Origin of the sequence: Burkholderia ambifaria AMMD (assembly GCF_000203915.1) — a bacterium.
In the GTDB taxonomy this organism is placed as follows: domain Bacteria; phylum Pseudomonadota; class Gammaproteobacteria; order Burkholderiales; family Burkholderiaceae; genus Burkholderia; species Burkholderia ambifaria.
This window is the reverse complement of record NC_008390.1, coordinates 654,770-681,702: the sequence shown is the minus strand read 5'-3', so window position 1 is coordinate 681,702 and position 26,933 is coordinate 654,770. Positions and strand designations below refer to the sequence as shown.

The window sequence follows — 26,933 nt, the reverse complement described above, 5'->3', positions numbered from 1 at the left end:
CCGGAGACGAAGCCATGGAATTTTTCCGCATCCGTAAAGACATTCCGTTCATGCGGCACGCGCTGGTGTTCAACGTGATCTCGCTGGTCACGTTCCTCGCCGCCGTGTTCTTCCTGTTCCACCGCGGGCTGCACCTGTCCGTCGAATTCACCGGCGGTACGGTGATCGAGGTCCAGTACCAGCAGGCCGCGCAGCTCGAGCCCGTGCGTGCCACGCTCGGCAAGCTCGGCTACGCCGATGCGCAGGTGCAGAACTTCGGCACGTCGCGCAACGTGCTGATCCGCCTGCAGCTGAAGGAAGGCCTCACGTCCGCGCAGCAGAGCGATCAGGTGATGACCGCACTGAAGGCGCAGAGCCCCGACGTGTCGCTGCAGCGCGTCGAGTTCGTCGGCCCGCAGGTCGGCCGCGAGCTCGCGACCGACGGTCTCCTCGCGCTCGCGTGCGTCGTGATCGGCATCGTGATCTACCTGTCGATCCGCTTCGAATGGAAGTACGCGGTCGCCGGCATCATCGCGAACCTGCACGACGTCGTGATCATTCTCGGCTTCTTCGCGTTCTTCCAGTGGGAGTTCTCGCTGGCGGTGCTCGCGGCGATCCTCGCGGTGCTCGGCTATTCGGTCAACGAGTCGGTCGTCATCTTCGACCGGATCCGCGAAACGTTCCGCCGCGAACGCAGGATGAGCGTGTCGGAAGTGATCAACCACGCGATCACGACGACGATGTCGCGCACGATCATCACGCACACGTCGACGGAAATGATGGTGCTGTCGATGTTCTTCTTCGGCGGCCCGACGCTGCACTACTTCGCGCTCGCGCTGACGGTCGGCATCATGTTCGGCATCTACTCGTCGGTGTTCGTCGCGGGCTCGCTCGCGATGTGGCTCGGCATCAAGCGCGAAGACCTGATCAAGGAAAAGAAGGGCGCACACGATCCGGACGATCCGAACGCGGGCGCGCAGGTTTGAGCCCGCGCCGTTTCGGCTGATATACGAAGGCCGGTCCTGTTGGACCGGCCTTTTTTCATGCAAGCGGCGATCGACCCTCCACCCGCGTCACCGCGACTTCACCGGAACCCGAACCGCCGCCGCAGCACGAACAGCGCCGCGAGGCTCAGCACGGCCGCGAACATCAGGTAGAAGCTCGGCGCGGTCTTCATCCCGGTCGCGCGGATCAGCCACGCGATGATGAACGGCCCGAAGCCGCCGAAGATCGTCACCGCGACGTTATACGCGAGCGACATCCCGGTCGTGCGCGTCTGCACCGGAAACACTTCCGACAACAGGCCCGGCAACGCCGCGAAATAGCCGGTCATCAGGAACGCGAGCAGCACCTGCAGCGCGATCAGCGTGCCGAAGCCCGGATGCGCGACTAGGTACGCGAATGCCGGATAGATCAGCACGAGAATGCCGAGCGCCGGCGCGATCATCACGCGCACGCGGCCGTAGCGATCCGACCAGTGGCCGACGAGCGGCGCGAACGCCATCTGGATCACGCCGACGACGAGGATCGCCGCGAACGCGGCCGACGGTGCGAGGCCGAGCTGCTTCACGCCGTAGGTCGGCATGAACAGCACGAGATAGGTCGCGACGGTGCCGAGCACGACCACGCCCATCGCGGCGACGAGCCGCGCCTTGTGCGACGCGAACGTGTCGCGCAACGGGGTCGCGGTGCTTTCGGCCGCGAGGAATTCGGGCGTCTCGTCGACCTTCGAGCGGATGTAGTACGCGACGGGCCCGAGCAGCAGCCCGAAGAAGAACGGAATGCGCCAGCCCCACGCGGCCATCTGCTCGGCCGTGAGCTGCGCGTTCAGCACGGTGCCGAAACCGGCGGCAAGCAGGGTCGTGAGCCCCTGGCTCGCGACCTGCCAGCTCGCGAAGAAGCCGCGCCGGCCCGGCACGTGCTCGGCCAGGAACGCGGTCGCGCTGCCGAATTCGCCGCCCGCCGAGAAACCCTGCATCAGCCGTGCGGCGACGAGGATCAGCGGCGCCGCGACGCCGATCGTCCCGTAGGTCGGCAGCACCGCGATGACGAGCGTGCCGGCCATCATCAGCAGGATCGACAGCGTGAGCGCGCCCTTGCGGCCCGCGCGGTCGGCGTACGCGCCGAGCACGATCGCGCCGAGCGGACGCATGAAGAAGGACACGCCGAACGTGCCGAGCGTGAGCAGCAGCGACACGGTGTCGTTGCCGGCCGGAAAGAACAGCTTCGAGATCGTCACCGCGAAGAAGCCGTAGACGACGAGGTCGAACCACTCGAGCGCGTTGCCGATCGACGCGGCAACCACCGCGCGCCACACGCGCGGCGACGAGGCAATGGAGCTGGACTGCGTGACGGCGTGCATCGGCGATCTCCTTGTCGTTATACGTTCTGTCCGACGCGCCGTTCCCGCGCCGCGAGCTGTGCCGACGATTATAGGCGCGCAAAAAAAACCGCCGCGACCCCGGGAACGGGGCGCGGCGGTGTACACGCAACGCGGCGGCCGGTGCGGCCGGGCGCGTTACTGCTGCTTGACGGCTTCGGCCGTGATCAGCAGCTTCGTCTTCATCTTGAAGCCGTATTGCTTGCCGTAGTCGAGGCCGAAATCGTCGCGGCTGAATTCGCCGATCGCGTCGACGCCGCACACTTCACGCTTGAGCATCGGGTGCGGCATGCACTTGAACGAGTCGATCTTCAGCGTGACCGGCTTGGTGACGCCATGCAGCGTCAGGTTGCCGACCACCGACACGGGCTTGTCGCCGTCGAACTTGATCGTGCCTTTGTAGTTCGCCTGCGGGAACTTGGCGGCGTCGAAGAATTCGCCCGTCTGCAGGTGCTCGTCGAGCTTCGTGCTGCCCGTGTGGATCGACGCGATGTCGGTCGTCACGTCGACCGTACCGGTCTTCGCCGCGCGATCGAGCGTCACGGTGCCGCTCGACTTGTCGAACTTGCCGCGCCAGACCGACAGGCCGCCGAAGTGGTCGGCCTCGAAGCTCGGGTACGTGTGGCTCGGGTCGAACTGGTACGTCGCGGTGTCGGCGAATGCCGAGAACGACAGCGAGGCGGCCAGTGCGCCGGCGGCGATGATCAGATGCTTTTTCAAACTCATTCTCCTGTGAACAGCGCCGCGCCCTCGCGCGGCATTCGGGTAATGCAACAGCGCGCCGCTTACTTCGTGGCGACGAGATGGAACTTGATCTGCACTTCGTCGGCGACGATCGACGTGTCCTTCCACTCGCCGGTGCCGACGTTGAACGCCGAACGCTTGATCGGCAGCACGCCGTCGAAGGTCTGCGTCGCGCCGCTCTGCGTGACCGTGACGGGCACGGTGACGGTCTCGGACTTGCCCTTGATCGTCAGCTTGCCGGTCACGTTGTACTTGTTGCCGCCCGCCGGCGCGATCGCCGACGACGCGAAGGTCGCCTGCGGATACGTCTTCGCGTCGAACCAGTCCTTGCCCGCGACCTGGTCGTTGTACATCTTGTCGCCGAGGTCGAAGCTCGCGACGTCGATCGACATCTGCGCGCTGCCCTGCGCGGCCTTCGCCGGGTCGAACTTCACCTGCGCGGAAAACTTCTTGAATGCGCCTTCGGTCGGCACGTTCATCTGCTTCGACACCGCGGACACCTTGCTCTTCGCGAGATCGACGTCGGCGTGCGCCGCGCCCGACGCGACAAGTGCCGCCGCGGCGAACGCGGTCAGCATGGAGCGGGAGAAAGACACTTTCATGGGATCCTTCATTTGGCAAAGGGAAGCATCCGCGACAGCAGGCCGTCGCGGTCCAACACCTGGTGCTTGAGCGCCGCGAGCACGTGCAGCGAAACGAGCGCAAGCAGAATGTAATTCAAAGACACGTGAAGCGTCTTGAACGTTTCCTTCAACACCGGATCGGGATCGATCAGGCGCGGCAACGGCACGATCCCGAGGTAGACGACCGGGATGTTCGACGCCGAGCTGTACAAGTAGCCGGTCACCGGGATCACCAGCATCAGCACGTACAGCAGGAAGTGCACGCCGTGCGACGCCGCCCGCTGCCATGCCGGCGTATTGCCCGGCAGTGGCGGCGATGCGTGGGTCGCACGCCACAGCACGCGCACGACCGCCAGCGCGAACGCCGTCACGCCGATCCACTTGTGCCACGAGAAATACTTCAGCTTGGTCGGCGTGAAACCGGGGATGTCCGTCATCACCCAGCCGAGCGCGAAGCCGCAGACGATCAGCAGCGCGATCAGCCAGTGCAGCGCGATCGCGGTCTGCGTGTAACGTGCCGGCCGGGCCGGCAGCGAATTCGATGCCATCTTGGTTTCCTCAGTTGAGCGAACGGCCGCGCCGGTAAATTCGTCCGACGCTTGCCACGGCCGCCATGCTACCGCAACCTTTTGTGCTGCGCGGACTCTGAGGACAGGCGCGCCAGCCGGCCGCCATGTTGATGCCATGTTACCGACCGGTCACCCGATAACGGAACGTTGACGCGCCGAAAAGGCCGTTTTGGTAAGATTGGCGCGGCTTCCGGCCCCGTCGGCACACGTTTCCGCCGTCACGCAACCGCCTCCTCCATGCAACGATACGACCTGATTGCCTGCCACGAATGCGACGCACTGTTGCATAAACCGCGCCTGAGCGGTCGCGAAATCGCGCGCTGCCCGCGCTGCGACGCGCTGCTCTACCGCAACAGCACCACGCAGATCGAGCGCATCAGCGCGCTCGCGGTCGCGGCACTGGTCACGTTCATCATCGCGCAAACCTTCCCGATCCTCGAGATGGACCTGAACGGCACGCGCGTGCAGACGACCTTGCTCGGCGCGATCGAGTCGCTGTGGCACCAGGGCATGGAAGTCGTCGGCGTCATGGTGTTCTGCTCGACCGTGCTGTTCCCGCTCGTCGAGATGGCCGCGCTGCTTTACGTGCTGCTGCCGATCCGCCGCGGCGTCGTGCCGCCGGGCCTCAACCTGGTGCTGCGCACGATCCAGCTCGTGCGGCCGTGGGGGATGATCGAGGTACTCATGCTCGGCATCGTCGTGACGATCGTGAAGATGGTGAGCCTCGCGCGCGTCGTGCCCGACGCCGCGCTGTTCGCGTTCGGCGCGCTCACGCTGATGACGGCCGTCGTGCTGATGTTCGACCCGCGCACGCTGTGGGACATCGCCGACGACCTGCGCGCCGGCCGCGCGCCCGGGCGGCCCGACGGCGCCGCGCCGCCGCAAGACCCCCGCCGATGACGGCGCCGAACGCGGCCCGCGAGGGCTACGCCAGCTGTCACGCATGCGGGCTGGTGCAGACGATCGATCATCCGCATGCGCGTTGCGCGCGCTGCGGCAGCAGGCTCCATTTCCGTACACCGGACAGCATCATGCGCACCTGGGCGCTGCTGCTCGCGGCCGCGATCCTCTATATCCCGGCGAACCTGCTGCCGATCATGCGCACGTCGTCGATCGTCGGCTCGCAGGAAGACACGATCATGAGCGGCGTCATCTATTTCTGGACGTCGGGCGACTGGCCGCTCGCCGTCGTCGTGTTCGTCGCCAGCATTCTCGTGCCGATGCTCAAGCTCGGCGTGCTGCTGATCCTCGTGATCAGTTCGCAGCGCCGCACCACGTGGCGGCCGCTGCAGCGCACGCTGCTGTACCGGATCGTCGAGCGGATCGGCCGCTGGTCGATGCTCGACATCTTCGTCGTGACGCTAACCGTCGCGCTCGTCCATTTCCGTTCGCTCGCCGTCATCACGGCCGGCCCCGGCGCACTCGCGTTCGGCTCGGTCGTGATCCTGACGATGCTCGCGTCGATGCAGTTCGATCCCCGTCTGATCTGGGATCCAGTCGAAACCTCAGGGAAACACCATGAATAGTCCGCAAGGCCCGCAGCACGACGCGTCCCGGCCGCCCGACCCGTCGATCTCGACGAAAAGCGGCTGGCTGCCGTCGCTCGTCTGGCTCGTGCCGCTGATCGCCGCGCTGATCGGCATCGGCCTCGTCGTCAAGTCCGTGCGCGAACGCGGCCCGGAAATCTCGATCAGCTTCCACAGCGCGGAAGGCCTCGAGCCGGGCAAGACGCAGGTCAAGTACAAGGACGTCGAGATCGGCATGGTCAAGACGATCAAGCTGTCGAAAGACCTGTCGCGCGTGCTCGTCCAGGTGCAATTGAAGAAGGAAGCCGAGGATTTCGCGGTCAAGGGCTCGCGCTTCTGGATCGTGCGTCCGCGCGTCGGCGCGACCGGCGTGTCGGGGCTCGGCACGCTGCTGTCGGGCGCGTACATCGGCGTCGACGGCGGTCACGGGCAAGATACGCAGACCGACTTCACCGGGCTCGAATCCCCGCCGGCCGTGACCGGCGACCAGAAGGGCACGCAGTACGTGCTGCGCGGCGATTCGCTCGGCTCCGTCGACATCGGCTCGCCCGTCTACTACCGCCGCGTGCAGGTCGGGCAGGTGGTCGGCTTCTCCCTCGACAAGGACGGCACGGGCGTCACCTTCAACGTGTTCGTCAATGCGCCGTACGACCAGTACGTCGGCGTGAACTCGCGCTGGTGGCAGGCGAGCGGCGTCGATCTGCGACTCGATTCGAGCGGCCTCAAGCTGAACACGCAGTCGCTCGCGACGGTGATCCTCGGCGGCATCGCGTTCCAGACGCCGCCGAACCAGGGCACGGGCGCGACCGCGCCGAACAACACGACGTTCCGCCTCGGCTCCGACGAGGGCGACGCGATGCGCGATCCGGACGGCCAGCCGCTGCAGGTCGTGATGAACTTCAACCAGTCGCTGCGCGGGCTCGCCGTGGGCGCGCCGGTCGACTTCCGCGGCATCGTGCTCGGCGAAGTGACGAACATCGGCATCGACTACGATCCGAAGACCAAGAACTTCCTGATGCCGGTCACGATGAACGTGTATCCGGAGCGGCTTGGCCGGCGGTTCCGCGAAACGATCGAGAGCCAGGGCGAACCGGCCCGCCGCGACATCGTCGAGCGCCTCGTCAAGCACGGGCTGCGCGGCCAGCTGCGCACCGGCAACCTGCTGACGAGCCAGCTGTACGTCGCGCTCGACTTCTTCCCGAAAGCGCCGCCCGCGAAAATCGACACCACTCGCCAGCCGCTCGAGCTGCCGACGGTGCCGAACACGCTCGACGAGCTGCAGCTGCAGGTCGCCGACATCGCGAAGAAGCTCGACAAGGTGCCGTTCGACCAGATCGGCGCGAACCTGAACAGCGCGCTGTCGAACGCCGACAAGCTGTTCAAGCAGCTCGACACGCAAATCGCGCCGCAAGCGCGCGACACGCTGTCGGCCGCGCAGCAGACCTTCTCGACCGCCCAGGCGACGCTGCAGCAGGATTCGCCGCTGCAGTCCGACGTGCGCGGCGCGCTGAAGGAACTCACGCGCACGCTGCAATCCCTGAACGCGCTCGCCGACTATCTGGAGCGCCACCCCGAATCGCTGCTCAAGGGCAAGCCAGGAGATCAACAATGACGACACGCGTGAACGGTTTCGCGAGCGGCGCGGCGGCGGCTGTCGCCGTGCTCGCGCTCGCCGCGTGCAGCTCGCCGCCCGCGCGGTTCTACACGCTGAGCCCGGCCGGCGCCACGGCCACCGTGCGCACCGCGCCGGCCAACCCGCCGTTCCTGATCGAGGTGCCGTCCGTCGGCGTGCCCGAACAGGTCGCGAAGAATCAGCTCGTCGTGCAGAAGAATGGCGCGCAGGTCGACGTGCTCGAACAGGAGCGCTGGGCCGCGCCGCCTGCCGACGAGATCCGCCGCGCGCTGTCCGACGATCTCGCCGCGCAGCTCGACACGATCGACGTCGTGAATTCGGCGTACCCGGTCGGCGTGCCCGTCTATCGGATCAGCGTGAACCTGCAGCGCTTCGATTCGTGGCCCGGCAAGCGGGCGGCGATCGATGCGGTGTGGAGCGTGCGCGCGCTCGGCACGCAGGCGGTGATGACGTGCCGCACGAGCGTCGCGGAACCGGTCGGCGATGGCTACGACGCGCTCGTCGCCGGCCACCGGCGCGCGCTCGACGTGATTGCGTCGCAGGCTGCGGCCGGCGTGCGCGCGATGGCCGCGCAGCGCGATGCGACGGCGACGGCCACGCGGACCGCGTCGGCCAAGGCAACGGCCGCCGCGCCCGTGCTGCCCTGCCCGGCCAATCCGACGCCAGGCGGCGACGCGGGCGCGAGCGGTAAGTCCGGCGCGTAAGCGTGCTGCGCGCGGGCCGGCGTCCGGTGGATTCGCACCGGCAACCGGATTCGGCACGCGCCGCCCGATAGCGCTCGTCGGCGGCGACCCGCGCGCACGCCGCCGCGCACGCGCCCCCGCCGCCATCGCCGCGGCAGCCGCCCCCGCGCATCATCCATCGGCCGGACGGCCGCTTTGCACTGTTTGTCAAAATCCGCCGGAACCGGCGCCATGCCATTCGGTCGGCTTGCGTTTTCGCGCCCGATTGACGATCCTACGCACTTTCCGGCTCGCGCCGCCTGTCGTGCGCGCCAGCCGGCGGCGATCCGCACCTGTTCGGTCCGGTCGCCGCGTCTCCCGGGCGCCCGCGCGCGAACCGCGTGCACCGCATCGGGGCAGCCGCATCGCGGGTCGCCGCGTATTTTCCGGCCACCTGACCAGCCTTACCGTTCCCCCGGCGCCGTGCCGTGTTCCCGGCCGGCACCCCGAACCCGCCCGTCCAGGGCTTTCGCTATTCCGTTTATGTTTCGTTCCCTGACGACCCTGATCAAGAAGTGGCGCGCGTCGCGCAGTACGGGCCACCAGCTCGACGCGCTGCTCGCGCATGCCGACGCGGACGCGTCGTACGCCGAGCGCAGCGAATGGCTGATCGAGCTCGCGCACTGGCTGCGCCGCAACGGCGCGGTGCAGCCCGCGCCGGACGCGACGGCCGCGCACGACGCCGACACGCGCACGTATCCGGCACACGCGCGGCTGCGCTACCTGTTCCACGTGCTCGACCGCAATCCCGTGTGGAAATCGCACGCGGCGCGCATCCTGCGCGGGATCCTGCGCGAATGCGACGGCATCTCGCTGCTGTGCGACGCGGGGATGCCGGTGCACTCCGGTTTCTTCGGCGCGCTGTTCGAGCGGATCGACTCGTCGCTGATCCCGCCCGCGCCGAACCGCCGCGAGCTGAGCGCGCTGTTCACGCTGATGTTCCCGGCGCCGGAAGACGCGCAATGGATCGACGCGCTGCCCGACGACCTGCTCGCCCGCCTCGCCGACCTGAATTCGTACGACGTCACCGACGAAGAACGCCACGAGCCCGGCTCGTTCTCGCGCGACCTGCTGGCCGCGCTGCACAACCTGACCTGCCAGATCAGCTCGACCGGCCTGTCGCAGACGGTGCGCAGCCGCCTGTCCGACGACGACGCGCGCAAGCCGCTCGAAACGCAGCCGTTCTACCGCCTCACGCGTGCGATGCTCGCGGTCGAGACCGCGCACGCGGCCGTCGAGGACGGCGGCGATCCGAGCAAGCTGCTGCACGAGGTGAACTACCTGCGCGTGCTGCTCGACGAATGCCGGACCGCGGTCGACGACGTGTTCACGCACTTGTACCGCAACGGCGTGTCGGTCGACATCGTGTTCCAGGTCGAGCGGATGCGCATGCGCATCCTGCGCGCCGAAACGCTGCTCAACGCGTGGATGGCGCGCGACGACCTGCGCGGCATGGCGCGCCTGACGGCCGAGCTCGTCGACGCGAACCAGAACAGCCAGAGCGTGTCGCACCTCGTGCGCAGCAACTTCTCGCTGTTCGCGCGCAAGCTGGTCGAGACCAACGCGGACACCGGCGAGCACTACATCTCGCGCGGCCGCGCCGAATACCTGAAGATGCTGCGGATGGCCGCGGGCGGCGGCCTCGTCACCGTCGTGACCGTGTGCGTGAAGTTCGCGATCACCGGCGCGCACCTGCAGTCGATGCTCGAAGGGCTGCTCGCGGGCATCAACTACGCGGCGAGCTTCATGCTGATGCACTTCCTGCACTTCACGCTCGCGACCAAGCAGCCCGCGATGACCGCGCCGACGCTCGCGCGCGAGCTCGACGAAACCGGTCACGACGAAGGCGTGAAGGCGTTCGTCGCGTCGGTGATCGCGCTGATCCGCACGCAGGCGGCGGCGATCTCCGGCAACGTGCTCGTCGTGCTGCCCGTGTGCCTGCTCGTGCAGCTGTTCGCGAGCCACCTGCTGCACGGCAACCTGATCTCGCCGGAAAAGGCGCACGCCACGCTGCATTCGTTCTCGCTGCTGGGCCCGACGCCGTTCTATGCCGCGCTCACGGGCGTGCTGCTGTGGTCGTCTAGCCTGCTCGCGGGCTGGGCCGACAACTGGTTCGTGCTGCACCGGGTCGGCGACGCGCTCACGTACAACCGCCGGCTGCGGCTCACGCTCGGCGCCTCGGGCGCCGCGAAGCTCGCGCATTTCTGCCGGTCGAACGTCGCGGGCGTGGTCGCGAACGTCGGCCTCGGGCTGATGCTCGGCCTGGTCCCGGCGATCGTCACCGTGTTCCTGTTCCCGTTCGAGGTGCGGCACGTGACGCTGTCGGCCGGCTCGATCGGGATCGCGCTCGGCGTGCTCGGCAAGGACGCGCTGAGTACGCCGGAGCTGTGGTGGGCCTGCGCCGGCGTGCTGAGCATGGCGATCCTCAACGTGCTCGTGAGCTTCGCGCTCGCGTTCACGATGGCCGTGCGCTCGCGCAGCCTGCGCCGCGCCAAGGTGCGCGCGCTGGTCGGCGCGATCGTGCGCACGGTGTTGTCGAAGCCGTCCGCGCTGTTCTGGCCGGCCGGCGCACCGGCCGTGCGGGCCGGCCAGCCGGACTCGCACTGACCGCGCGACGGTAGCGCGGCGCCCCGCCCGGGCGCCGCCGTGCGGGCTGCCCGGCCCGCGGGCGCGGCCGGCGCACGCGCGCCGGTGCCCCGAATCGGACGCAACACCGGCCGCGGCCGCCCGCGCCGCGTACAATGGTGGACTTTTGCACGCCCTCACCCGTCTTATGTCCTCGCCCACCCTGTACGAATTCTTCGCTCCCTGCCCGCGCGGCCTCGAAGCGGTGCTTGCCGCCGAGCTGGCCGAAATCGCCGGCCGCCATCTGGACGGCGCGCCGTTCACCGCGGGCGCGCAGGTGCCGGGCGGCGTTCATTTCCGCGGCGGCTGGGCCGCCGGCATGGCCGCGAACCTCCATTCGCGAATTGCGAGCCGGATCCTGCTGAAGATCGCGCACCGCCCGTACCGTAACGAACAGGACGTCTACGCGCTCGCGCTCGAGCAGCCGTGGGAACGTTGGTTCGCATCGACGCAGACGCTGCGCGTCGACATCACCGCGATCAAGTCGCCGCTGAAGAGCCTCGAATTCGCGACGCTGCGCGTGAAGGACGCGATCTGCGACCGGATGCGCGAGAAGACCGGCTCGCGGCCGAGCATCGACACCGGCGCGCCGGACGTGCGCGTGTTCGCGTTCCTGACGGCCACCGAGTGCACGCTGTACCTCGATACGTCGGGCGAGCCGCTGTTCAAGCGCGGCTGGCGTCTCGACAAGGGCGCGGCGCCGCTGCGCGAGAACCTCGCGGCCGGCATCCTGCGCCTGACGGGCTGGACGCCCGGCACCGCGCTGTACGACCCGATGTGCGGCAGCGGCACGTTCCTCGCGGAAGCCGCGCAGATCGCGCTCGGCGTCGCGCCGGGCGTCGAGCGCCGCTTCGGCTTCGAAAAGCTCAAGCAGTACGACATCACCGCATGGCAGGGCCTGAAGGTCCCGGCGCTCGACGCGAAGCGCGCGGCGCGCGGCAAGCGCGAGGCGCTCGGCGTGTACGGCAGCGACATCTCCGGCGACATGCTCGAGAAGGCGCGCGCGAACCTGGAGCGCGCGGGCGTGCCGTCGGTATGGCTCAAGCAGGTCGACGCGCGCGGCATGACGCCGCCGTGCGACGGCCCGGGCATCATCCTCGCGAACCCGCCGTACGGCGAGCGGATCGAGGTGCGCGGCCGCAGTGCACGCGGCGAGGTACGCGAGACCGGCCGCAACCGCGACAACGACGACGCATTCCGCCGCACCCACACCGACGCGCCGGACAGCGAGTTCTTCAACGCGCTCGGCGATGCGCTCAAGCAGCGCTTCACGGGCTGGCAGGCGTTCCTGCTGACGTCGGACCGGTCGCTGCCGGGCATGCTGCGGCTGCGCGAATCGGCGAAGACGCCGCTGTTCAACGGCGCGCTCGAATGCCGGCTGTTCCGCTTCGACCTGATCGCCGGCAGCGTGAAGGCACGCCCGGCCGCGCCGGAAGGCGACGCCTGACACACGAAGCGGCCGCTGCGGCCGCCTGCTGACACCCTGACGACGCCCGGCATCCGCCGGGCGTTTTTCGTTGCGCGGCGCCGAGGCATGCCGGGCCGCGCCCGCCGCGCTTCGATCCGCCCGTCCCAGACGGCGCCGCCCGGCCGGGACGCCGGCGAAGCTGCCGAAGCCACCTTTCGTCAGCACCGCCACGACTACTGACAGCACGCTGTCAGCAGCCCCCCATCACACTGCAATCCCGGCGCAATGCAAGGCTGGTTTCCATCAACAACCCGAACAACACAAGGAACTCGTCATGACGTCCGCAACTGCAACTGCAACCGCCACCCTCGAACGTGCGATCGCGTGGTTCGACATCCCGTCCCTCGATTTCGACCGGGCGATCCGTTTCTACGAAACCGTGCTGCAAACGACGCTGCAGCGCGAAGTCATCGGCGGCGTGCCGATGGCCATGTTCGATCACGAAGCGTCGAGCACGGGCGGCAGCATCGTGTTCGATCCGCAGCAGATGAAGCCGAGCGCGAACGGCGTGCTCGTGTATCTGAACGCCGGCGAGTCGGTCGTCGCGGCGCTCGAACGTGCGAAACGCGCGGGCGGCGTCGTGCAGGGCTCGGTCGTCGAGTTGCCGAACAACTACGGCTACATCGGCTACCTGATCGATACCGAAGGCAACCGCGTCGGCCTGCACGCGCCGAAATGCCACTGAGCGCGTCCACGATCCTGCCGGCGCGGCGCTATCATCGCGAAGTTCCCGTCGCCGTTGGAGTCGAGGTGCAGCCATGACGCGCCGTGCCGACCGCCTGTTCCAGATCGCCGAGCTGCTGCGCGGGCGGCGTCTCACGACCGCGCAGCAGCTCGCCGACTGGCTGTCGGTGTCGCCGCGCACGGTCTATCGCGACGTGCGCGACCTGCAATTGTCAGGGGTGCCGATCGAAGGCGAAGCCGGCATCGGCTACCGGCTGAACCGCAACGCGAGCCTGCCGCCGCTCACGTTCACGGCCGAGGAACTCGCGGCGCTCGCGGTCGGCGCGCGGATGCTCGAGACCTGGGGCGGCGCACGCTTCGCGGGTGGCGCACGCTCGGCGCTCGCGAAGATCGCGTCGGCGATGCCGGCCGACAAGCGCACGGCGCTCGACCGCCTGCCGGTGTTCGCGCCGTCGTTCCACATCGACGAGACGTTCTGCGCGAAGGTCGACGCGATCCACCAGGCGGTCGACACGCACCACATCGTCAGCTTCGACTACCGCGACCGGCTCGGCGCGCATACGCGGCGCCGCGTGTGGCCGCTCGGGCTCGTCTACTGGGGCGGACGCTGGACGATCGGCGCGTGGTGCGAACTGCGCGGCGACTTCCGCACCTTCGACATCGCGCGCATGGGCGACATCACCGTGCACGAGCAGTTTCCGGACATGGAAGGCCGGCGGATCGCCGACTACATGCGGATCGCGGAAGCGCCGATGCGCTGACGCGCGCGGCGGCAGCCGAATGCCGCCCCGCCAGCCGCGCCGCCCTTCGAGCGCCGGGACGTCGGCGCCCCGGCAACGCCCGTCAGCCTTCGAACACCACCGGCCGCTTCGGCCGCTCGTCGACGTGCAGCGAAAACACGTCGGCGCGCGCATAGTGCCCGACCACGTCGAAGTCGTAGCGCGCCCGCACGAGTTCGTCGGTATCGATGCGCGCGGTGACGAGGCCCGCCTCGCCGATCAGCGGCTCCGTCAGCAGGTCGCCGAGCGGCCCGACGATCACGCTGCCGCCGCGGATCAGCGGCCGCTCGGGATCCCAGCCCGGCACGTCGATGCCCAGCGCGCGCGGCGACGGCTGCACCTGGCACGCGCTCACGACGAAGCAGCGCCCCTCGTGCGCGATGTGGCGCATCGAGCTTTGCCACAGGTCGCGCTCGTCGACGGTCGGCGCGCACCAGATCTGCACGCCTTTCGCATACATCGCGCAGCGCAGCAGCGGCATGTGGTTCTCCCAGCAGATCGCGGCACCCGCGCGGCCCGCGGCCGTGTCGACCACCGGGAGCGTCGAGCCGTCGCCCTGCCCCCAGATCAGCCGCTCGGTGCCGGTCGGCATCAGCTTGCGGTGCTTCGCGACGAGTCCGTCGCGCGGGTCGAAGAACAGCGCCGTGCAGTACAGCGTGCTGCCGCCTCGCTCGATCACGCCGACCACGAGGCTCGCCCCCGTACGCTGCGACAGCGCGGCCAGTTCGTCGGTTTCGGGCCCCGGCACGTCGATCGCATGCGCGGCGTAGCGCGCATACGCGTCGCGGCCTTCGGGCAACCGATAGCCGAGCCGCGTGCCGAAGCTCTCGCCTTTCGGATAGCCGCCGAGCACGGCCTCGGGCAGCACGACGAGCGACGCGCCGCTGTCGCGGATCGCGGTTTCGTAGCCGAGGATCGTGTCGAGCGTGGCGCGCGTGCCGGCGGGCGAGGCGCCGATCTGCAGCGCGGCGATGACTGAGGTGGACATGAAGGCGTCTCCGGGTGAACGAGGTGACGCCATCTTTATCGATATCATTTCATCGATCAAATCGATACAACGATAACTGACATGAATGCGGATGATATCGCCGGGCTCGACCTGAACCTGCTGAAGGTGTTCGAGGCGCTGTACGAGGAAGGCGGCGCGAGCCGCGCGGCGCTGCGGCTCGGCCTCACGCAGTCGGCGGTCAGCGCGGCGCTCGCGCGGCTGCGCGTGATCTACGCCGATCCGCTGTTCGTGCGCACCGGCCGCGGGCTCGCGCCGACGCCGCGCGCGGACGAACTGAAGCCGATCCTGTCCGATGCGCTCGACCGCTGCCGCGAAAGCCTCGCGATCGCGGCCGACGGCGGCGAGCGGGTCGGCCGCACGATCTCGATCGGCTTGTCGGACGACTTCGAGATCGCGCTCGGCCGCGCGCTGATCGACGCGGTCGTGCGGGAAGCCGCAGGCATCCGGCTGATCTTCCGGCAGACGCACAGCGGCATCGCGGGCGACGCGCTGCTGCGGCACGGCGTCGATCTCGCGATCGCGTCGGGCGGGTTCTCGGCCAACGGCCTGAGCCGGCGCGCGGTCGCGACGGGCGGCTACGCGTGCCTGATCGATCCGTCCGGCCGCGCGCGAGCGCCGCGCACGCTCGCGCTCGCCGAGTTCCTGCAGCGCGATCACGGGCTCGTGTCGTCGGGCGGCGTGATCGGGATCGTCGACGAGGCGCTGGCCGCGCTCGGCCACAAGCGGCGCGTCGTGGCCTCGACCACGCACTTCGCGGCGCTGCCGTACCTGCTCGCCGGTTCCGCCGCGGTGGCGACGATTCCGGCGCACGCGGCACGCGCGATCGCGCAGTCGACGTCGCTGCGCGCCCTCGCGTGCCCGGTCGAGCTGCCGCGCTACCCGGTGGAGATCGGCTGGCGCACGAGCACGCAGCGCGACCCGGCGATCGTGCGCGTGCGGGATACGATCGCCGGCTGTGTCGCGGCGATCGTCGCGCCGTGAAAAATGGGGGCGTGATTCGGCGTCTTCGATCCGCTCGATCCGCGCGGTCCGCTCGCTTCGTTCGCTTCGTTCGTCTCGTTCGTCTCGTTCGTCTCGTTCGTCTCGTTCGTCTCGTTCGTCTCGTTCGTCTCGTTCGTCTCGTTCGTCTCGTTCGTCTCGTTCGTCTCGTTCGTCTCGGGTCGTTCGGGTCGTTCGGGTCGTTCGGGTCGTTCGGGTCGTTCGGGTCGTTCGGGTCGTTCGGGTCGTTCGATCCGTTCGGGCCGTTCGATCCGTTCCGGCCGCTCCGGCCGTTCGCCACTAATGGGCGCGCCGCGCCGCCGATCCGCACCACGGCAAATCGGCCGCCCGTAGCGACGACACGAATGACCAGGGTCGGATCCGTCCAACGAAGGGGGCCGGCAGCGTCCGGGCGCAACCGGTAAAATGCCGAACCATGAAACCCGAAATCTGGACCCCGCATGTGACCGTCGCAGCGCTCGTCGAGCGCGCCGGTCGCTTTCTCGTGATCGAGGAAGAAACCTCCACGGGCCTGCGCATCAACCAGCCGGCCGGCCATCTCGAAGCCGGCGAGACGCTCGCCGACGCCGTGATCCGCGAGACGCTCGAGGAAACCGCGCATCCGTTCGTGCCCGACGCGCTCGTCGGCGTCTATCTCGCGCACTACGACCGCCCCGGCACCGCCGGCGCGACCTACCTGCGCTTCACGTTCTGCGGCACGGCCGGCGAGCCGCTGCCGGGCCACGTGCTCGACGACGGCATCGTCCGGACGCTGTGGATGAGCGCCGACGAACTGCGCGCGTGCAGCGAGCGCCACCGCTCGCCGGCGGTAATGCGCTGCGTCGACGACTATCTCGCCGGGCGGCGCATTCCGCTCGATTTCCTGCATACGCATTCGGTCGCGCCGCGTCCGGACGCATTCGACCGCCAGGCGGTAAGCAAATGACCAAGCGCCGTGTAGTAGTGGGCATGTCGGGCGGCGTCGATTCGTCGGTGACCGCGTGGCTGCTGAAGGAACAAGGGTACGACGTGGTCGGCCTGTTCATGAAGAACTGGGAAGACGACGACGACGGCGAATACTGCTCGACGCGCCAGGACTGGATCGACGTCGTGTCGGTTGCTGACCTGATCGGCATCGACGTGGAAGCGGTGAACTTCGCGGCCGAATACAAGGACCGCGTGTTCGCCGAATTCCTGCGCGAATACTCGGCGGGCCGCACGCCGAACCCGGACGTGCTGTGCAACGCCGAGATCAAGTTCAAGGCGTTCCTCGATCACGCAATGTCGCTCGACGCGGAAATGATCGCGACCGGCCACTACGCGCGCGTGCGCGAGCGCGACGGTCGCTTCGAACTGCTGAAGGCGTTCGATCATACGAAAGACCAGTCGTACTTCCTGCACCGGCTGAACCAGGCGCAACTGTCGAAGACGATGTTCCCGCTCGGCGAGATCCCGAAGACGAAGGTGCGCGAGATCGCCGCGCAGATCGGCCTGCCGAACGCGAAGAAGAAGGACTCGACGGGCATCTGCTTCATCGGGGAACGGCCGTTCCGCGACTTCCTGAACCGCTATCTTCCGACGAAACCGGGCCCGATGAAGACGCCGGACGGCAAGGTGATCGGCGAGCACATCGGCCTCGCGTTCTACACGTTCGGCCAGCGCAAGGGCATCGGCCTCGGCGGCAGCAAGGACGGCAGCGGCGAACCGTGGTTCGTCGCCGCGAAGGACATCGCGTCGAACACGCTGTACGTCGTGCAGGGCCACGACCATCCATGGCTGCTGTCCCGCCAGCTCGTCGCCGGCAACGTAAGCTGGGTCGCGGGCGAGCCGCCGGCCGATGGCTTCTCGTGCGGCGCGAAGACGCGCTACCGGCAGGCCGACGCCGCGTGTTCCTTCGGCCGCGCCGACGGCGAGCGCTTCTCGCTCGCGTTCGACGACGCGCAATGGGCGGTGACGCCCGGCCAGTCGGCCGTGCTGTACGACGGCGAGATCTGCCTGGGCGGCGGCATCATCGAGTTCGCGGCCACCGGCCAACCCGGCCAGACGGCGCCGGCACCGGCGGCGGGCCACACCGGCGCGCTGGCCGAAGCACGCTGACATCCATTCGGTTTAGACTTGCGGCACGCCGCGCCCGGCGGAACACGATTCCGCCGCGGCCGGTGCGCCGCCGCGCAGCGTACGCATGGCGGCATTCTCTTACGGAGTCCCCATGCTTTCCAGACGCTACCTCGCGATGTGGTGTGCCGTGCTGTTGCTCGTCGCAGCGGCCGCCCTCGCGTCGATCCACGTGCTTTCCTGGCTGTGGATCATCATCCCCGTCGCCCTCGTCGCACTCGGCCTGTACGACCTGAAACAGGACCGTCACGCGATCCTGCGGAATTACCCGCTGTGGGGCCATTTCCGCTTCCTGTTCGAATTCATCCGCCCCGAGATCCGCCAGTATTTCGTCGAGGACGACACCGACGAGAAACCGTTCTCGCGCGCGCAGCGCAGCCTCGTCTACCAGCGCGCGAAGAATGTCGCCGACAACCGCCCGTACGGCACCGAACTGAACGTGAAGGCCGTCGCGCACGAATGGATCAGCCACTCGCTCGCGCCGACGAAGCTGCCGAACCACGACTTCCGCATCCGGGTCGGCGCAAACCGCGCGCAACCCTACGACATCTCGATCTTCAACATCTCGGCGATGAGCTTCGGCTCGCTGTCCGCGAACGCGATCCGCTCGCTGAACCTTGGCGCGAAGAAAGGCGGTTTCGCGCACGACACCGGTGAAGGCTCGCTGTCGAAGTACCACCGCGAGAACGGCGGCGACATCATCTGGGAAATCGCGTCCGGCTACTTCGGCTGCCGCAGCGACGACGGCACGTTCAACCCGGACAAGTTCGCGAAGCAGGCCGCCGACCCACAGGTCAAGATGATCGAGATCAAGCTGTCGCAGGGCGCGAAGCCCGGCCACGGCGGCGTGCTGCCGGCCGCGAAGATCACGCCCGAGATTGCCGAGACGCGCGGCGTGCCGATGGGCAAGGACTGCATCTCGCCCGCGACGCACTCGGAATTCTCGACGCCGCGCGGGCTGCTCGAATTCGTCGAGCGGCTGCGCACGCTGTCGGGCGGCAAGCCGACCGGCTTCAAGCTGTGCATCGGCCATCCGTGGGAGTTCTTCGGGATCGCGAAGGCGATGATCGAGACGGGCATCGTGCCCGACTTCATCGTCGTCGACGGCGCGGAAGGCGGCACCGGCGCCGCGCCGCTCGAATTCACCGACCATGTCGGCGTGCCGCTGCAGGAAGGGCTGCTGCTGGTGCACAACACGCTCGTCGGGATCGGCGTGCGCGACCGCGTGAAGATCGGCGCGAGCGGCAAGATCATCACCGCGTTCGACATCGCGCGCACGCTCGCGATCGGCGCGGACTGGGTGAACTCGGCGCGCGGCTTCATGTTCGCGGTCGGCTGCATCCAGGCGCAGCATTGCCACACCGACCGCTGCCCGACCGGCGTCGCCACGCAGGACCCGGTGCGCCAGCGCGCCCTCGTCGTGCCGGACAAGGCCGAGCGCGTGTACAACTTCCACCGCAATACGCTGCATGCGCTGCAGGAGCTCGTGCAGGCGGCCGGCCTCGGCCATCCGTCCGAGCTGCGCGCGCATCACATCGTGCAGCGCGTCGCGCCGCACGAGGTCCGGCTGATGTCGCAGCTGCTGAAGTACCTGAAGCCCGGCGCGCTGCTCGACGGCCAGACCTGCGGCTATTCGCTGTACGACAAGTGGTGGCCGATCGCGCGCAGCGATTCGTTCGTGCTCGGCGAAACCGTTTACGCGTCGATCGACTGACGCGTAAGACCTGCGCTCGCCCGTCGCCCGGGCGATCCGCCAAAGAGAAAAGCGCCCCGCGGGGCGCTTTTCTTTTGTCTGCTCGATCTGCCCGCCGGCAGCGGGTCAGGCTGGCGGCAGCGTGTCGGCGAACGTCTGCCGCTGCGACAGCTTCGCGAAATACTTGTCGAGGTTCGGATGGCGCTCGCGCCAGTTGAGCTCGGGCATCCGGAAGTCGAGGTAGCCGAGCGCGCAGCCGAGTGCGATGTCGGCGAGCGTGTAATGATTACCGACGCACCACGTCTTGCCGCCAAGGCCCTGGGACATCGCGACGAGGCCGTCGTCGATCTTGCGCTGCTGGCGCGCGATCCAGCTCGCGCTGCGCTGGGCTTCTTCACGCAGCGTGTGTTCGAGACGGATGGCGACGGCCGCGTCGAGCACGCCGTCGCCCAGCGCTTCCCAGCAACGCACTTCGACACGCTCGCGCCCCGACGGCGGAATCAGCTTGCCGACCGGCGACAGCGTATCGACGTATTCGCAGATCACGCGGGAATCGAACACCGCGGCACCATCTTCCATCACGAGACACGGGACCTTGCCGAGCGGATTCGATGCATGAATGTTCGTCTCCGGCGCCCACACGTTCTCGAGCTCCAGCTTGTAGTCGATCTTCTTTTCAGCAAGCACGATCCGCGCCTTGCGGACGAACGGGCTGCTGAGCGAACCGATTAATTTCATCATCTGCCTTTTTAAGGGAACCGCCGAGAGTATACGTTGTCGTCGATCATAACCGGCTGGCGCGGCCGGGTAGAAAATCGCCCGTCCGGCCTGTGGATGGTTTGCAACAGCCGTCGCCGAGCCCCGTCCGGCGGCGCTTGCGGCCACTGCCCTCACGCGCCGCGCCCGGCGGCGCTACAATCGCACGAATGAATGCGCCCCTCGATACCGCCATCGCCGTCGACGTCTACCGCCAGCGCCGTGAACGCGTGCTTGCCGCACTGCGCGCCGCGGGCGGCGGCGTCGCCATCGTCCCCACCGCGCCGGAAATGCTGCGCAACCGCGATACGGCCTTTCCGTACCGGCATGACAGCTACTTCCATTACCTGACGGGCTTCACCGAGCCGGACGCCGTGCTCGTGCTGAACGCGGCCAGGCACGGCGCGCCGGAATCGATCCTGTTCTGCCGCGCGAAGAACGCCGACCGCGAGATCTGGGAAGGTTTCCATTACGGGCCCGAGGCCGCGCGCGATGCGTTCGGTTTCGACACGGCCTATGCGGTCGACGTGATCGACACCGAAATGCCGCGGCTGCTCGCCGATGCGGGCACCGTGCACTACCGGTTCGGCGCATCGGCCGAGTTCGACCGCCAGCTCGCCGGCTGGATCGATGCGGTGCGCGCGCAGGCGCGCGCCGGTGTCGCCGCGCCGGACGCGATGCTCGACCTCACGCCGCTGCTCGACGACATGCGGCTCGTGAAGGACGAACATGAGCTCGCGATCATGATGCGCGCCGCGCACATCTCCGCGCTCGCGCATCGCCGCGCGATGCAGGCGTGCCGCCCGGGCATCCGCGAATACGAACTCGAGGCCGAGCTGCTTTATACGTTCCGCAAGCACGGCGCGCAGGCGCCCGCGTACGGCTCGATCGTCGCGGCCGGCGCGAACGCGTGCGTGCTGCACTACCCGGCCGGCAACGCGGCCGCGCAGGACGGCGACCTGATCCTGATCGATGCCGCGTGCGAACTCGACGGCTACGCGTCGGACATCACGCGCACGTTCCCGGCCAACGGGCGCTTCTCGCCCGCGCAGCGCACGCTGTACGACATCGTGCTCGCCGCGCAGCAGGCCGCGATCGACGCGACGCGCGCCGGCGTGCCGTTCGAGGCGCCGCACGACGCAGCCGTGCGCGTGCTCGCGCAGGGGCTGCTCGATACCGGCATCATCCCGAAGACCCGTTTCGCGAGCGTCGACGACGTGATCGCCGAGCGCGCGTACGCACGCTTCTACATGCACCGCACCGGCCACTGGATCGGCATGGACGTGCACGATTGCGGCGACTACCGCGAGCGGCTCGCCGAGCGCGACGCCAACGGCGCGCTGCCGTGGCGCACGCTGAAACCCGGCATGACGCTCACCGTCGAGCCGGGCCTGTACGTGCGGGCCGCCGACGACGTGCCGTCCGAATACTGGAACATCGGCATCCGCATCGAAGACGACGCGATCGTGCGCGAGCACGGTTGCGAGCTGATCACGCGCGACGTGCCGGTGGCGGCCGCCGAGATCGAGGCGCTGATGCGCGCGGGTGCGGCGCACGCCGCCTGAGCGTGCCGCAGGCTGCCATCGATCTCGCCGACCCGCCGTTGACCGTTACCCCGTTTCACGAACACTGATGACGACCGCTTCCTCCCCGGCCACGCCGGACCACGACCTTGCCATCGTCGGCGCGGGCCCCGTCGGGCTCGCGCTCGCCGGCTGGCTCGCACGACGCAGCGCGACGCAGCACGCGTCGATCGCGCTGATCGACGCGCGCGAGCCGGCCGCGAGCGCGAACGATCCGCGCGCGATCGCCGTGTCGCACGGCAGCCGCGTGCTGCTCGACACGCTCGCGTGGCCGGCCGACGCGACGCCGATCGAACACATCCACGTGTCGCAGCGCGGCCATTTCGGCCGCACGCTGATCGACCGGGACGAGCACGACCTCGCCGCGCTCGGCTACGTGGTGCGCTACGGCTCGATCGTGCAGGCGCTCGCGCAGGCGGTACGCGGCACGCGCGTCGACTGGCTTACTTCGACCACCGCGCGCGCGCCGCAACAGGACGCCGACGGCGTCACGCTGACGCTCGACGGCCCGCAAGGCCAGCGCACGCTGCGCGCGCGCATCGTCATCAACGCGGAAGGCGGGCTGTTCCACGAACAGCAGGCTGAGACCGGCAAGCATCGCCGGGACTACGGTCAGACCGCGATCGTCGGCACGGTCACCGTCTCGGCGCCGCGCCCGAACGTCGCGTGGGAACGCTTCACGCACGAAGGCCCGCTAGCGCTGCTGCCGCTTGGCGGCGCCGACTATTCGCTCGTGTGGTGCTGCATGCCCGACGAAGCAGCCCGCCGCGCCGCCCTCCCCGACGCCGAGTTCCTGCGCGAACTCGGCGCCGCGTTCGGCGAACGCATGGGCCAGTTCGTCGCGATCGCCGCGCGCGCATCGTTCCCGCTCGGGCTGACCGCGGCGCAGACGCTCGTCAACGGCCGCATCGCGATCGTCGGCAATGCCGCGCAAACGCTGCATCCGGTCGCCGGCCAGGGCCTCAACCTCGGGCTGCGCGATGCGCACACGCTCGTCGACTCGCTGTCCACGCAAGGCTTCGAAGCAACCGCACTCGCGACCTTCAACGCGCGGCGCGCGCTCGACCGGCGCTTCACGATCGGCGCGACCGACACGCTCGCGCGCCTGTTCACGGTCGAGGCAGGCCCCCTTCCGCTGCTGCGCGGCGCGGCGCTCACCGCGCTCGAATTCGTGCCGCCGCTGAAGAAGGCGATCGCGCGCCAGATGATGTTCGGCCAGCGCAACTGACGCGCGGCGCATCGCGCTTGAGTTGCGCACGTCGGTTGCGCGCAGCCGGAGCACGCAAACCGGGTCAAATCGGCGGGCCATGGGAATACGGTAAAATGCGCATTTTCCCTCCGCCTTTTTTGCCCGCGACGCCCGGCGCTCGCGGGCGGTGCCATTGCGATGCCCGTTATCGGCTCTCACGTTTTGCGTAACAACCTGTTCGTCGCGCCGATGGCCGGCGTGACGGATCGTCCGTTCCGCCAGCTGTGCAAGCGGCTGGGGGCCGGGTACGCCGTGTCCGAGATGGTCGCGTCCAATGCGCAGCTGTGGAAAAGCGCGAAGACGATGCGGCGGGCGAACCACGAAGGCGAAGTCGAGCCGATCGCGGTGCAGATCGCCGGCGCCGATCCCGCGATGATGGCCGAAGCGGCCCGCTACAACGTCGACAACGGCGCGCAGATCATCGACATCAACATGGGCTGCCCGGCGAAGAAGGTCTGCAACGTCGCGGCCGGCTCCGCGCTGCTGCAGAACGAGCCGCTCGTGCAGCGGATCGTCGAGGCCGTGGTCGCGGCGGTGGGCACCGGGCCGGATGCGGTGCCCGTCACGCTGAAGATCCGCACCGGCTGGGATCGCGAGCACAAGAACGCGATCACGGTCGCGCGCCTCGCCGAAGCGGCCGGCATCTCGATGCTGACCGTGCACGGCCGCACGCGTGCCGACCTCTACCGCGGCGACGCCGAATACGACACCATCGCGGCCGTGAAGGCGGCCGTGCGCATCCCGGTCGTCGCGAACGGCGACATCACGTCGCCGGCGAAAGCGAAGGCCGTGCTCGACGCAACCGGCGCCGACGCACTGATGATCGGTCGCGCCGCGCAAGGCCGGCCGTGGCTGTTCCGTGAAATCGATCATTTCCTGCAAACCGGCGAGCTGCTGCCCCCGCCGCGGATCGACGAGATCCAGCACGTGATGAACGAACACCTGGAAGACCACTACGCGTTCTACGGTGAATTCACGGGAGTCCGTACTGCGCGCAAGCACATCGGCTGGTACACTCGCGGCCTTTCCGGTGCCAACGGGTTCCGGCACAGGATGAACACGCTCGATTCCACCCGCGAGCAGCTCGCCGCCGTCAATGCATTCTTCGAGGCGCAAAAAGCGCTGTCGGACCACCTCGTCTACGTCGATGACGAAGAGGAAAACGGCCAGGGCGAGTCGGACGACCATAACCAGTTAGCAGCATGAGCAAGCACAACATCGAACAATGTGTCCGCGAGAGCCTGGACGTGTATTTCCGGGATCTAGACGGCTCCAATCCGCACGACGTCTATGAAATGGTGATGTCCTGCGTCGAAAAGCCGATGCTCGAGGTCGTGCTCGTACAGGCCGGCGGCAACCAGTCGCTCGCCGCGGAGTACCTCGGCATCAATCGCAATACGCTGCGCAAGAAGCTGCAGCAGCACGGCCTGCTGTAGGCCGGCCGTCCCGTCCCCGTTTCCCTGGCTATTGGTGGTTCCATCATGATCAAGCAAGCGCTCATTTCCGTTTCCGACAAGACCGGCATCGTCGACTTCGCGAAGTCGCTGTCCGACCTCGGCGTCAAGCTGCTGTCGACCGGCGGCACCGCGAAACTCCTCGCCGACGCGGGCCTGCCCGTTACCGAAGTGGCTGATTACACGGGCTTTCCGGAAATGCTCGATGGGCGCGTGAAAACGCTCCACCCGAAGGTGCACGGCGGCATCCTCGCCCGCCGCGACCTGCCCGAGCACATGCAGGCGCTGGAGCAGCACGACATCCCGACGATCGACCTGCTGGTCGTGAACCTGTATCCGTTCGTCGCGACGATCGCGAAGGACGACTGCACGCTCGCCGACGCGATCGAGAACATCGACATCGGCGGCCCGACAATGCTGCGCTCGGCCGCGAAGAACCACCGCGACGTGACGGTCGTCGTCGATCCGGCCGACTACGCGGTCGTGCTCGACGAAATGAAGGCGAACGGCAACGCGATCGGCTACGCGACCAACTTCCGCCTCGCGACGAAGGTGTTCGCGCACACCGCGCAGTACGACGGCGCGATCACAAACTACCTGACGAGCCTGACCGACGAGCTGCAGCACGCGTCGCGCAGCGCGTACCCGGCGACGCTGAACATGGCGTTCGACAAGGTGCAGGACCTGCGCTACGGCGAGAACCCGCATCAGAGCGCCGCGTTCTACCGCGACCTCGCGGCGCCGGCTGGCGCACTGGCGAACTACCGCCAGCTGCAGGGCAAGGAGCTGTCGTACAACAACATCGCGGATTCGGACGCGGCGTGGGAATGCGTGAAGACGTTCGACGTGCCGGCCTGCGTGATCATCAAGCATGCGAACCCGTGCGGCGTCGCGGTCGGCAACGACTCGGCCGACGCATACGCGAAGGCATTCCAGACCGACCCGACGTCGGCGTTCGGCGGCATCATCGCGTTCAACCGCGAAGTCGACGAGGCGGCCGCGCAGGCGGTGGCGAAGCAGTTCGTCGAAGTGCTGATCGCGCCGTCGTTCTCGGACGCCGCGAAGCAGGTGTTCGCCGCGAAGCAGAACGTGCGTCTGCTCGAGATCGCGTTGGGCGACGGCCATAACGCCTTCGACCTGAAGCGCGTGGGCGGCGGCCTGCTCGTGCAGTCGCTCGATTCGAAGAACGTGCAGCCGAGCGAGCTGCGCGTCGTCACGAAGCGTCAGCCGAGCGCGAAGGAAATGGACGACCTGCTGTTCGCATGGCGCGTCGCGAAGTATGTGAAGTCGAACGCGATCGTGTTCTGCGGCAACGGCATGACGCTCGGCGTCGGCGCAGGCCAGATGAGCCGCGTCGATTCCGCGCGCATCGCGAGCATCAAGGCGCAGAACGCAGGCCTCACTCTTGCCGGCTCGGCCGTCGCGTCGGATGCGTTCTTCCCGTTCCGCGATGGCCTCGACGTCGTCGTGGCGGCAGGCGCGACCTGCGTGATCCAGCCGGGCGGCTCGATGCGCGACGACGAAGTGATCGCGGCAGCCGACGAGCACGGCATCGCGATGATCCTGACGGGCGTGCGTCACTTCCGTCACTGATCGCACGCGGCCCGCGCGGCCGCCGCATGCAAACCCGGCGGCATTGCACCCGCCGGGTTTTTTATTGCGCGCCGCCGGCGCACGCGACAATGCGGCCGGCGCCACGCACCATTCGTTGTAGTATCGCTGCATCTGGTTTTTCTCCTCACTCATGCGAATTCTCGGCATCGACCCCGGCCTGCGCGTCACGGGCTTCGGCGTCATCGACGTCAGCGGCCACCGGCTCGCCTATGTCGCAAGCGGCGTGATCCGCACGCCGACGGCCGACCTGGCCACGCGGCTCGGCACGATCTTCCAGGGCGTATCGACGCTCGTGCGCGAACACGCGCCCGACCAGGCCGCGATCGAGCAGGTGTTCGTCAACGTGAACCCGCAGTCGACGCTGCTGCTCGGCCAGGCGCGCGGCGCCGCGATCTGCGGGCTCGTCTCCGGCGGCCTGCCGGTCGCCGAATACACCGCGCTGCAACTGAAGCAGGCCGTCGTCGGCTACGGGCGCGCGACCAAGTCGCAGATGCAGGAGATGGTCACGCGGCTGCTCAACCTCACCGGCCAGCCCGGCAGCGACGCGGCCGACGCGCTCGGGATGGCGATCTGCCATGCGCACAGCGGCAGTACGCTCGGCACCATCGGTGCGATCGGCGGCCTCGCGCCGGCGCTCGCGAAAAAGGGGCTGCGCGTGCGGCGCGGCCGGCTCGTCGGCTGACGCGACGGCCCGCAATCGCCCAATCGCCCGATGCGGCGCGCAGCCACGCGCGGCCCGCACCCGTGGTG

25 protein-coding genes are annotated in these 26,933 nt (G+C 68.3%); 19 read left to right on the top strand and 6 right to left on the bottom strand.

Annotated features, from left to right (window positions below; all coding sequences use genetic code 11):
• Nucleotides 1–14: 14 nt before the first annotated feature.
• Nucleotides 15–965 (top strand): protein translocase subunit SecF, encoded by a 951-nt coding sequence (gene secF, locus BAMB_RS03105; RefSeq protein WP_011656006.1) that lies wholly within the window; start codon nucleotides 15–17, stop codon nucleotides 963–965.
• Between the two features lie 98 nt (nucleotides 966–1,063).
• On the opposite strand, the gene BAMB_RS03100 is transcribed toward secF, so the two are convergent.
• The 4 genes from BAMB_RS03100 to BAMB_RS03085 form a co-directional block, all read right to left on the bottom strand.
• A complete protein-coding gene (locus BAMB_RS03100; RefSeq protein WP_011656005.1) occupies nucleotides 1,064–2,341 on the bottom strand; it encodes an MFS transporter in 1,278 nt (425 codons plus the stop codon).
• A gap of 156 nt (nucleotides 2,342–2,497) precedes the next feature.
• Nucleotides 2,498–3,079: a YceI family protein gene (locus BAMB_RS03095; protein WP_041491319.1), complete on the bottom strand. Its 582-nt coding sequence runs from the start codon at nucleotides 3,077–3,079 to the stop codon at nucleotides 2,498–2,500.
• 65 nt (nucleotides 3,080–3,144) lie between these two features.
• Nucleotides 3,145–3,705 (bottom strand): YceI family protein, encoded by a 561-nt coding sequence (locus BAMB_RS03090; protein ID WP_011656003.1) that lies wholly within the window; start codon nucleotides 3,703–3,705, stop codon nucleotides 3,145–3,147.
• Between the two features lie 8 nt (nucleotides 3,706–3,713).
• A complete protein-coding gene (locus BAMB_RS03085) occupies nucleotides 3,714–4,274 on the bottom strand; it encodes a cytochrome b (protein ID WP_011656002.1) in 561 nt (186 codons plus the stop codon).
• A gap of 258 nt (nucleotides 4,275–4,532) precedes the next feature.
• Between BAMB_RS03085 and BAMB_RS03080 the strand changes: the two genes are divergently transcribed.
• The 8 genes from BAMB_RS03080 (at nucleotide 4,533) to BAMB_RS03045 (ending at nucleotide 13,714) form a co-directional block, all read left to right on the top strand.
• On the top strand, nucleotides 4,533–5,195 hold the full coding sequence (locus BAMB_RS03080; RefSeq protein WP_011656001.1) for a paraquat-inducible protein A: 663 nt from the start codon (nucleotides 4,533–4,535) through the stop codon (nucleotides 5,193–5,195).
• Nucleotides 5,192–5,821 (top strand): paraquat-inducible protein A, encoded by a 630-nt coding sequence (locus BAMB_RS03075; RefSeq protein WP_011656000.1) that lies wholly within the window; start codon nucleotides 5,192–5,194, stop codon nucleotides 5,819–5,821. Before BAMB_RS03080 ends, BAMB_RS03075 begins: the two co-directional genes overlap by 4 nt.
• A complete protein-coding gene (locus BAMB_RS03070) occupies nucleotides 5,814–7,433 on the top strand; it encodes a PqiB family protein (protein ID WP_011655999.1) in 1,620 nt (539 codons plus the stop codon). Before BAMB_RS03075 ends, BAMB_RS03070 begins: the two co-directional genes overlap by 8 nt.
• Nucleotides 7,430–8,158, top strand: coding sequence for a PqiC family protein (locus BAMB_RS03065; RefSeq protein WP_011655998.1), 729 nt, complete (start codon nucleotides 7,430–7,432; stop codon nucleotides 8,156–8,158). The genes BAMB_RS03070 and BAMB_RS03065 overlap by 4 nt, the downstream gene beginning before the upstream one ends.
• 501 nt (nucleotides 8,159–8,659) lie before the next feature.
• Complete coding sequence (locus tag BAMB_RS03060) at nucleotides 8,660–10,783, top strand: site-specific recombinase (protein ID WP_011655996.1); 2,124 nt, start codon at nucleotides 8,660–8,662, stop codon at nucleotides 10,781–10,783.
• Between the two features lie 166 nt (nucleotides 10,784–10,949).
• Nucleotides 10,950–12,248 carry a THUMP domain-containing class I SAM-dependent RNA methyltransferase gene (locus BAMB_RS03055; protein ID WP_011655995.1) on the top strand — a complete coding sequence of 433 codons (1,299 nt, stop codon included), beginning with the start codon at nucleotides 10,950–10,952 and terminating at the stop codon, nucleotides 12,246–12,248.
• A gap of 295 nt (nucleotides 12,249–12,543) precedes the next feature.
• A complete protein-coding gene (locus tag BAMB_RS03050) occupies nucleotides 12,544–12,954 on the top strand; it encodes a VOC family protein (protein ID WP_011655994.1) in 411 nt (136 codons plus the stop codon).
• Between the two features lie 73 nt (nucleotides 12,955–13,027).
• On the top strand, nucleotides 13,028–13,714 hold the full coding sequence (locus BAMB_RS03045; protein ID WP_006751907.1) for a helix-turn-helix transcriptional regulator: 687 nt from the start codon (nucleotides 13,028–13,030) through the stop codon (nucleotides 13,712–13,714).
• An 82-nt stretch (nucleotides 13,715–13,796) separates the two neighbouring features.
• On the opposite strand, the gene BAMB_RS03040 is transcribed toward BAMB_RS03045, so the two are convergent.
• Nucleotides 13,797–14,720, bottom strand: a complete 924-nt coding sequence (locus BAMB_RS03040; RefSeq protein ID WP_011655993.1) for a carbon-nitrogen hydrolase family protein — start codon at nucleotides 14,718–14,720, stop codon at nucleotides 13,797–13,799.
• An 81-nt stretch (nucleotides 14,721–14,801) separates the two neighbouring features.
• On the opposite strand from BAMB_RS03040, the gene BAMB_RS03035 reads away from it, so the two are divergent.
• The 4 genes from BAMB_RS03035 to BAMB_RS03015 all read left to right on the top strand — a co-directional run bounded on the left by BAMB_RS03035 (nucleotide 14,802) and on the right by BAMB_RS03015 (nucleotide 19,548).
• Nucleotides 14,802–15,722, top strand: a complete 921-nt coding sequence (locus BAMB_RS03035; RefSeq protein WP_011655992.1) for a LysR family transcriptional regulator — start codon at nucleotides 14,802–14,804, stop codon at nucleotides 15,720–15,722.
• 433 nt (nucleotides 15,723–16,155) lie between these two features.
• The gene (locus BAMB_RS03025) at nucleotides 16,156–16,665 is read left to right on the top strand and encodes an NUDIX hydrolase (RefSeq protein ID WP_006751904.1); all 510 of its coding nucleotides are present in this window, start codon (nucleotides 16,156–16,158) and stop codon (nucleotides 16,663–16,665) included.
• Nucleotides 16,662–17,816 carry a tRNA 2-thiouridine(34) synthase MnmA gene (gene mnmA / locus BAMB_RS03020; protein WP_011655990.1) on the top strand — a complete coding sequence of 385 codons (1,155 nt, stop codon included), beginning with the start codon at nucleotides 16,662–16,664 and terminating at the stop codon, nucleotides 17,814–17,816. The genes BAMB_RS03025 and mnmA overlap by 4 nt, the downstream gene beginning before the upstream one ends.
• A 112-nt stretch (nucleotides 17,817–17,928) precedes the next feature.
• A complete protein-coding gene (locus BAMB_RS03015) occupies nucleotides 17,929–19,548 on the top strand; it encodes an FMN-binding glutamate synthase family protein (protein WP_011655989.1) in 1,620 nt (539 codons plus the stop codon).
• A 105-nt stretch (nucleotides 19,549–19,653) separates the two neighbouring features.
• Here BAMB_RS03015 and BAMB_RS03010 read toward each other — a convergent pair whose 3' ends face one another.
• Entirely contained in the window at nucleotides 19,654–20,268 is a 615-nt protein-coding gene (locus BAMB_RS03010; RefSeq protein WP_011655988.1) for a glutathione S-transferase family protein, read from the bottom strand.
• A 185-nt stretch (nucleotides 20,269–20,453) separates the two neighbouring features.
• On the opposite strand from BAMB_RS03010, the gene BAMB_RS03005 reads away from it, so the two are divergent.
• From BAMB_RS03005 to ruvC, 6 genes are all read left to right on the top strand, one after another.
• Nucleotides 20,454–21,848: an aminopeptidase P N-terminal domain-containing protein gene (locus BAMB_RS03005; RefSeq protein WP_011655987.1), complete on the top strand. Its 1,395-nt coding sequence runs from the start codon at nucleotides 20,454–20,456 to the stop codon at nucleotides 21,846–21,848.
• 67 nt (nucleotides 21,849–21,915) lie between these two features.
• Nucleotides 21,916–23,094 carry a UbiH/UbiF/VisC/COQ6 family ubiquinone biosynthesis hydroxylase gene (locus tag BAMB_RS03000; protein WP_011655986.1) on the top strand — a complete coding sequence of 393 codons (1,179 nt, stop codon included), beginning with the start codon at nucleotides 21,916–21,918 and terminating at the stop codon, nucleotides 23,092–23,094.
• A gap of 159 nt (nucleotides 23,095–23,253) precedes the next feature.
• Nucleotides 23,254–24,321, top strand: a complete 1,068-nt coding sequence (gene dusB / locus BAMB_RS02995; RefSeq protein WP_006751898.1) for a tRNA dihydrouridine synthase DusB — start codon at nucleotides 23,254–23,256, stop codon at nucleotides 24,319–24,321.
• The gene (locus tag BAMB_RS02990) at nucleotides 24,318–24,551 is read left to right on the top strand and encodes a Fis family transcriptional regulator (protein ID WP_006476892.1); all 234 of its coding nucleotides are present in this window, start codon (nucleotides 24,318–24,320) and stop codon (nucleotides 24,549–24,551) included. The genes dusB and BAMB_RS02990 overlap by 4 nt, the downstream gene beginning before the upstream one ends.
• A gap of 45 nt (nucleotides 24,552–24,596) precedes the next feature.
• Nucleotides 24,597–26,162, top strand: coding sequence for a bifunctional phosphoribosylaminoimidazolecarboxamide formyltransferase/IMP cyclohydrolase (purH, locus tag BAMB_RS02985; protein ID WP_011655985.1), 1,566 nt, complete (start codon nucleotides 24,597–24,599; stop codon nucleotides 26,160–26,162).
• Nucleotides 26,163–26,313: 151 nt separating this feature from the next.
• Complete coding sequence (gene ruvC / locus BAMB_RS02980) at nucleotides 26,314–26,865, top strand: crossover junction endodeoxyribonuclease RuvC (RefSeq protein ID WP_006751896.1); 552 nt, start codon at nucleotides 26,314–26,316, stop codon at nucleotides 26,863–26,865.
• Nucleotides 26,866–26,933 lie beyond the last annotated feature (68 nt).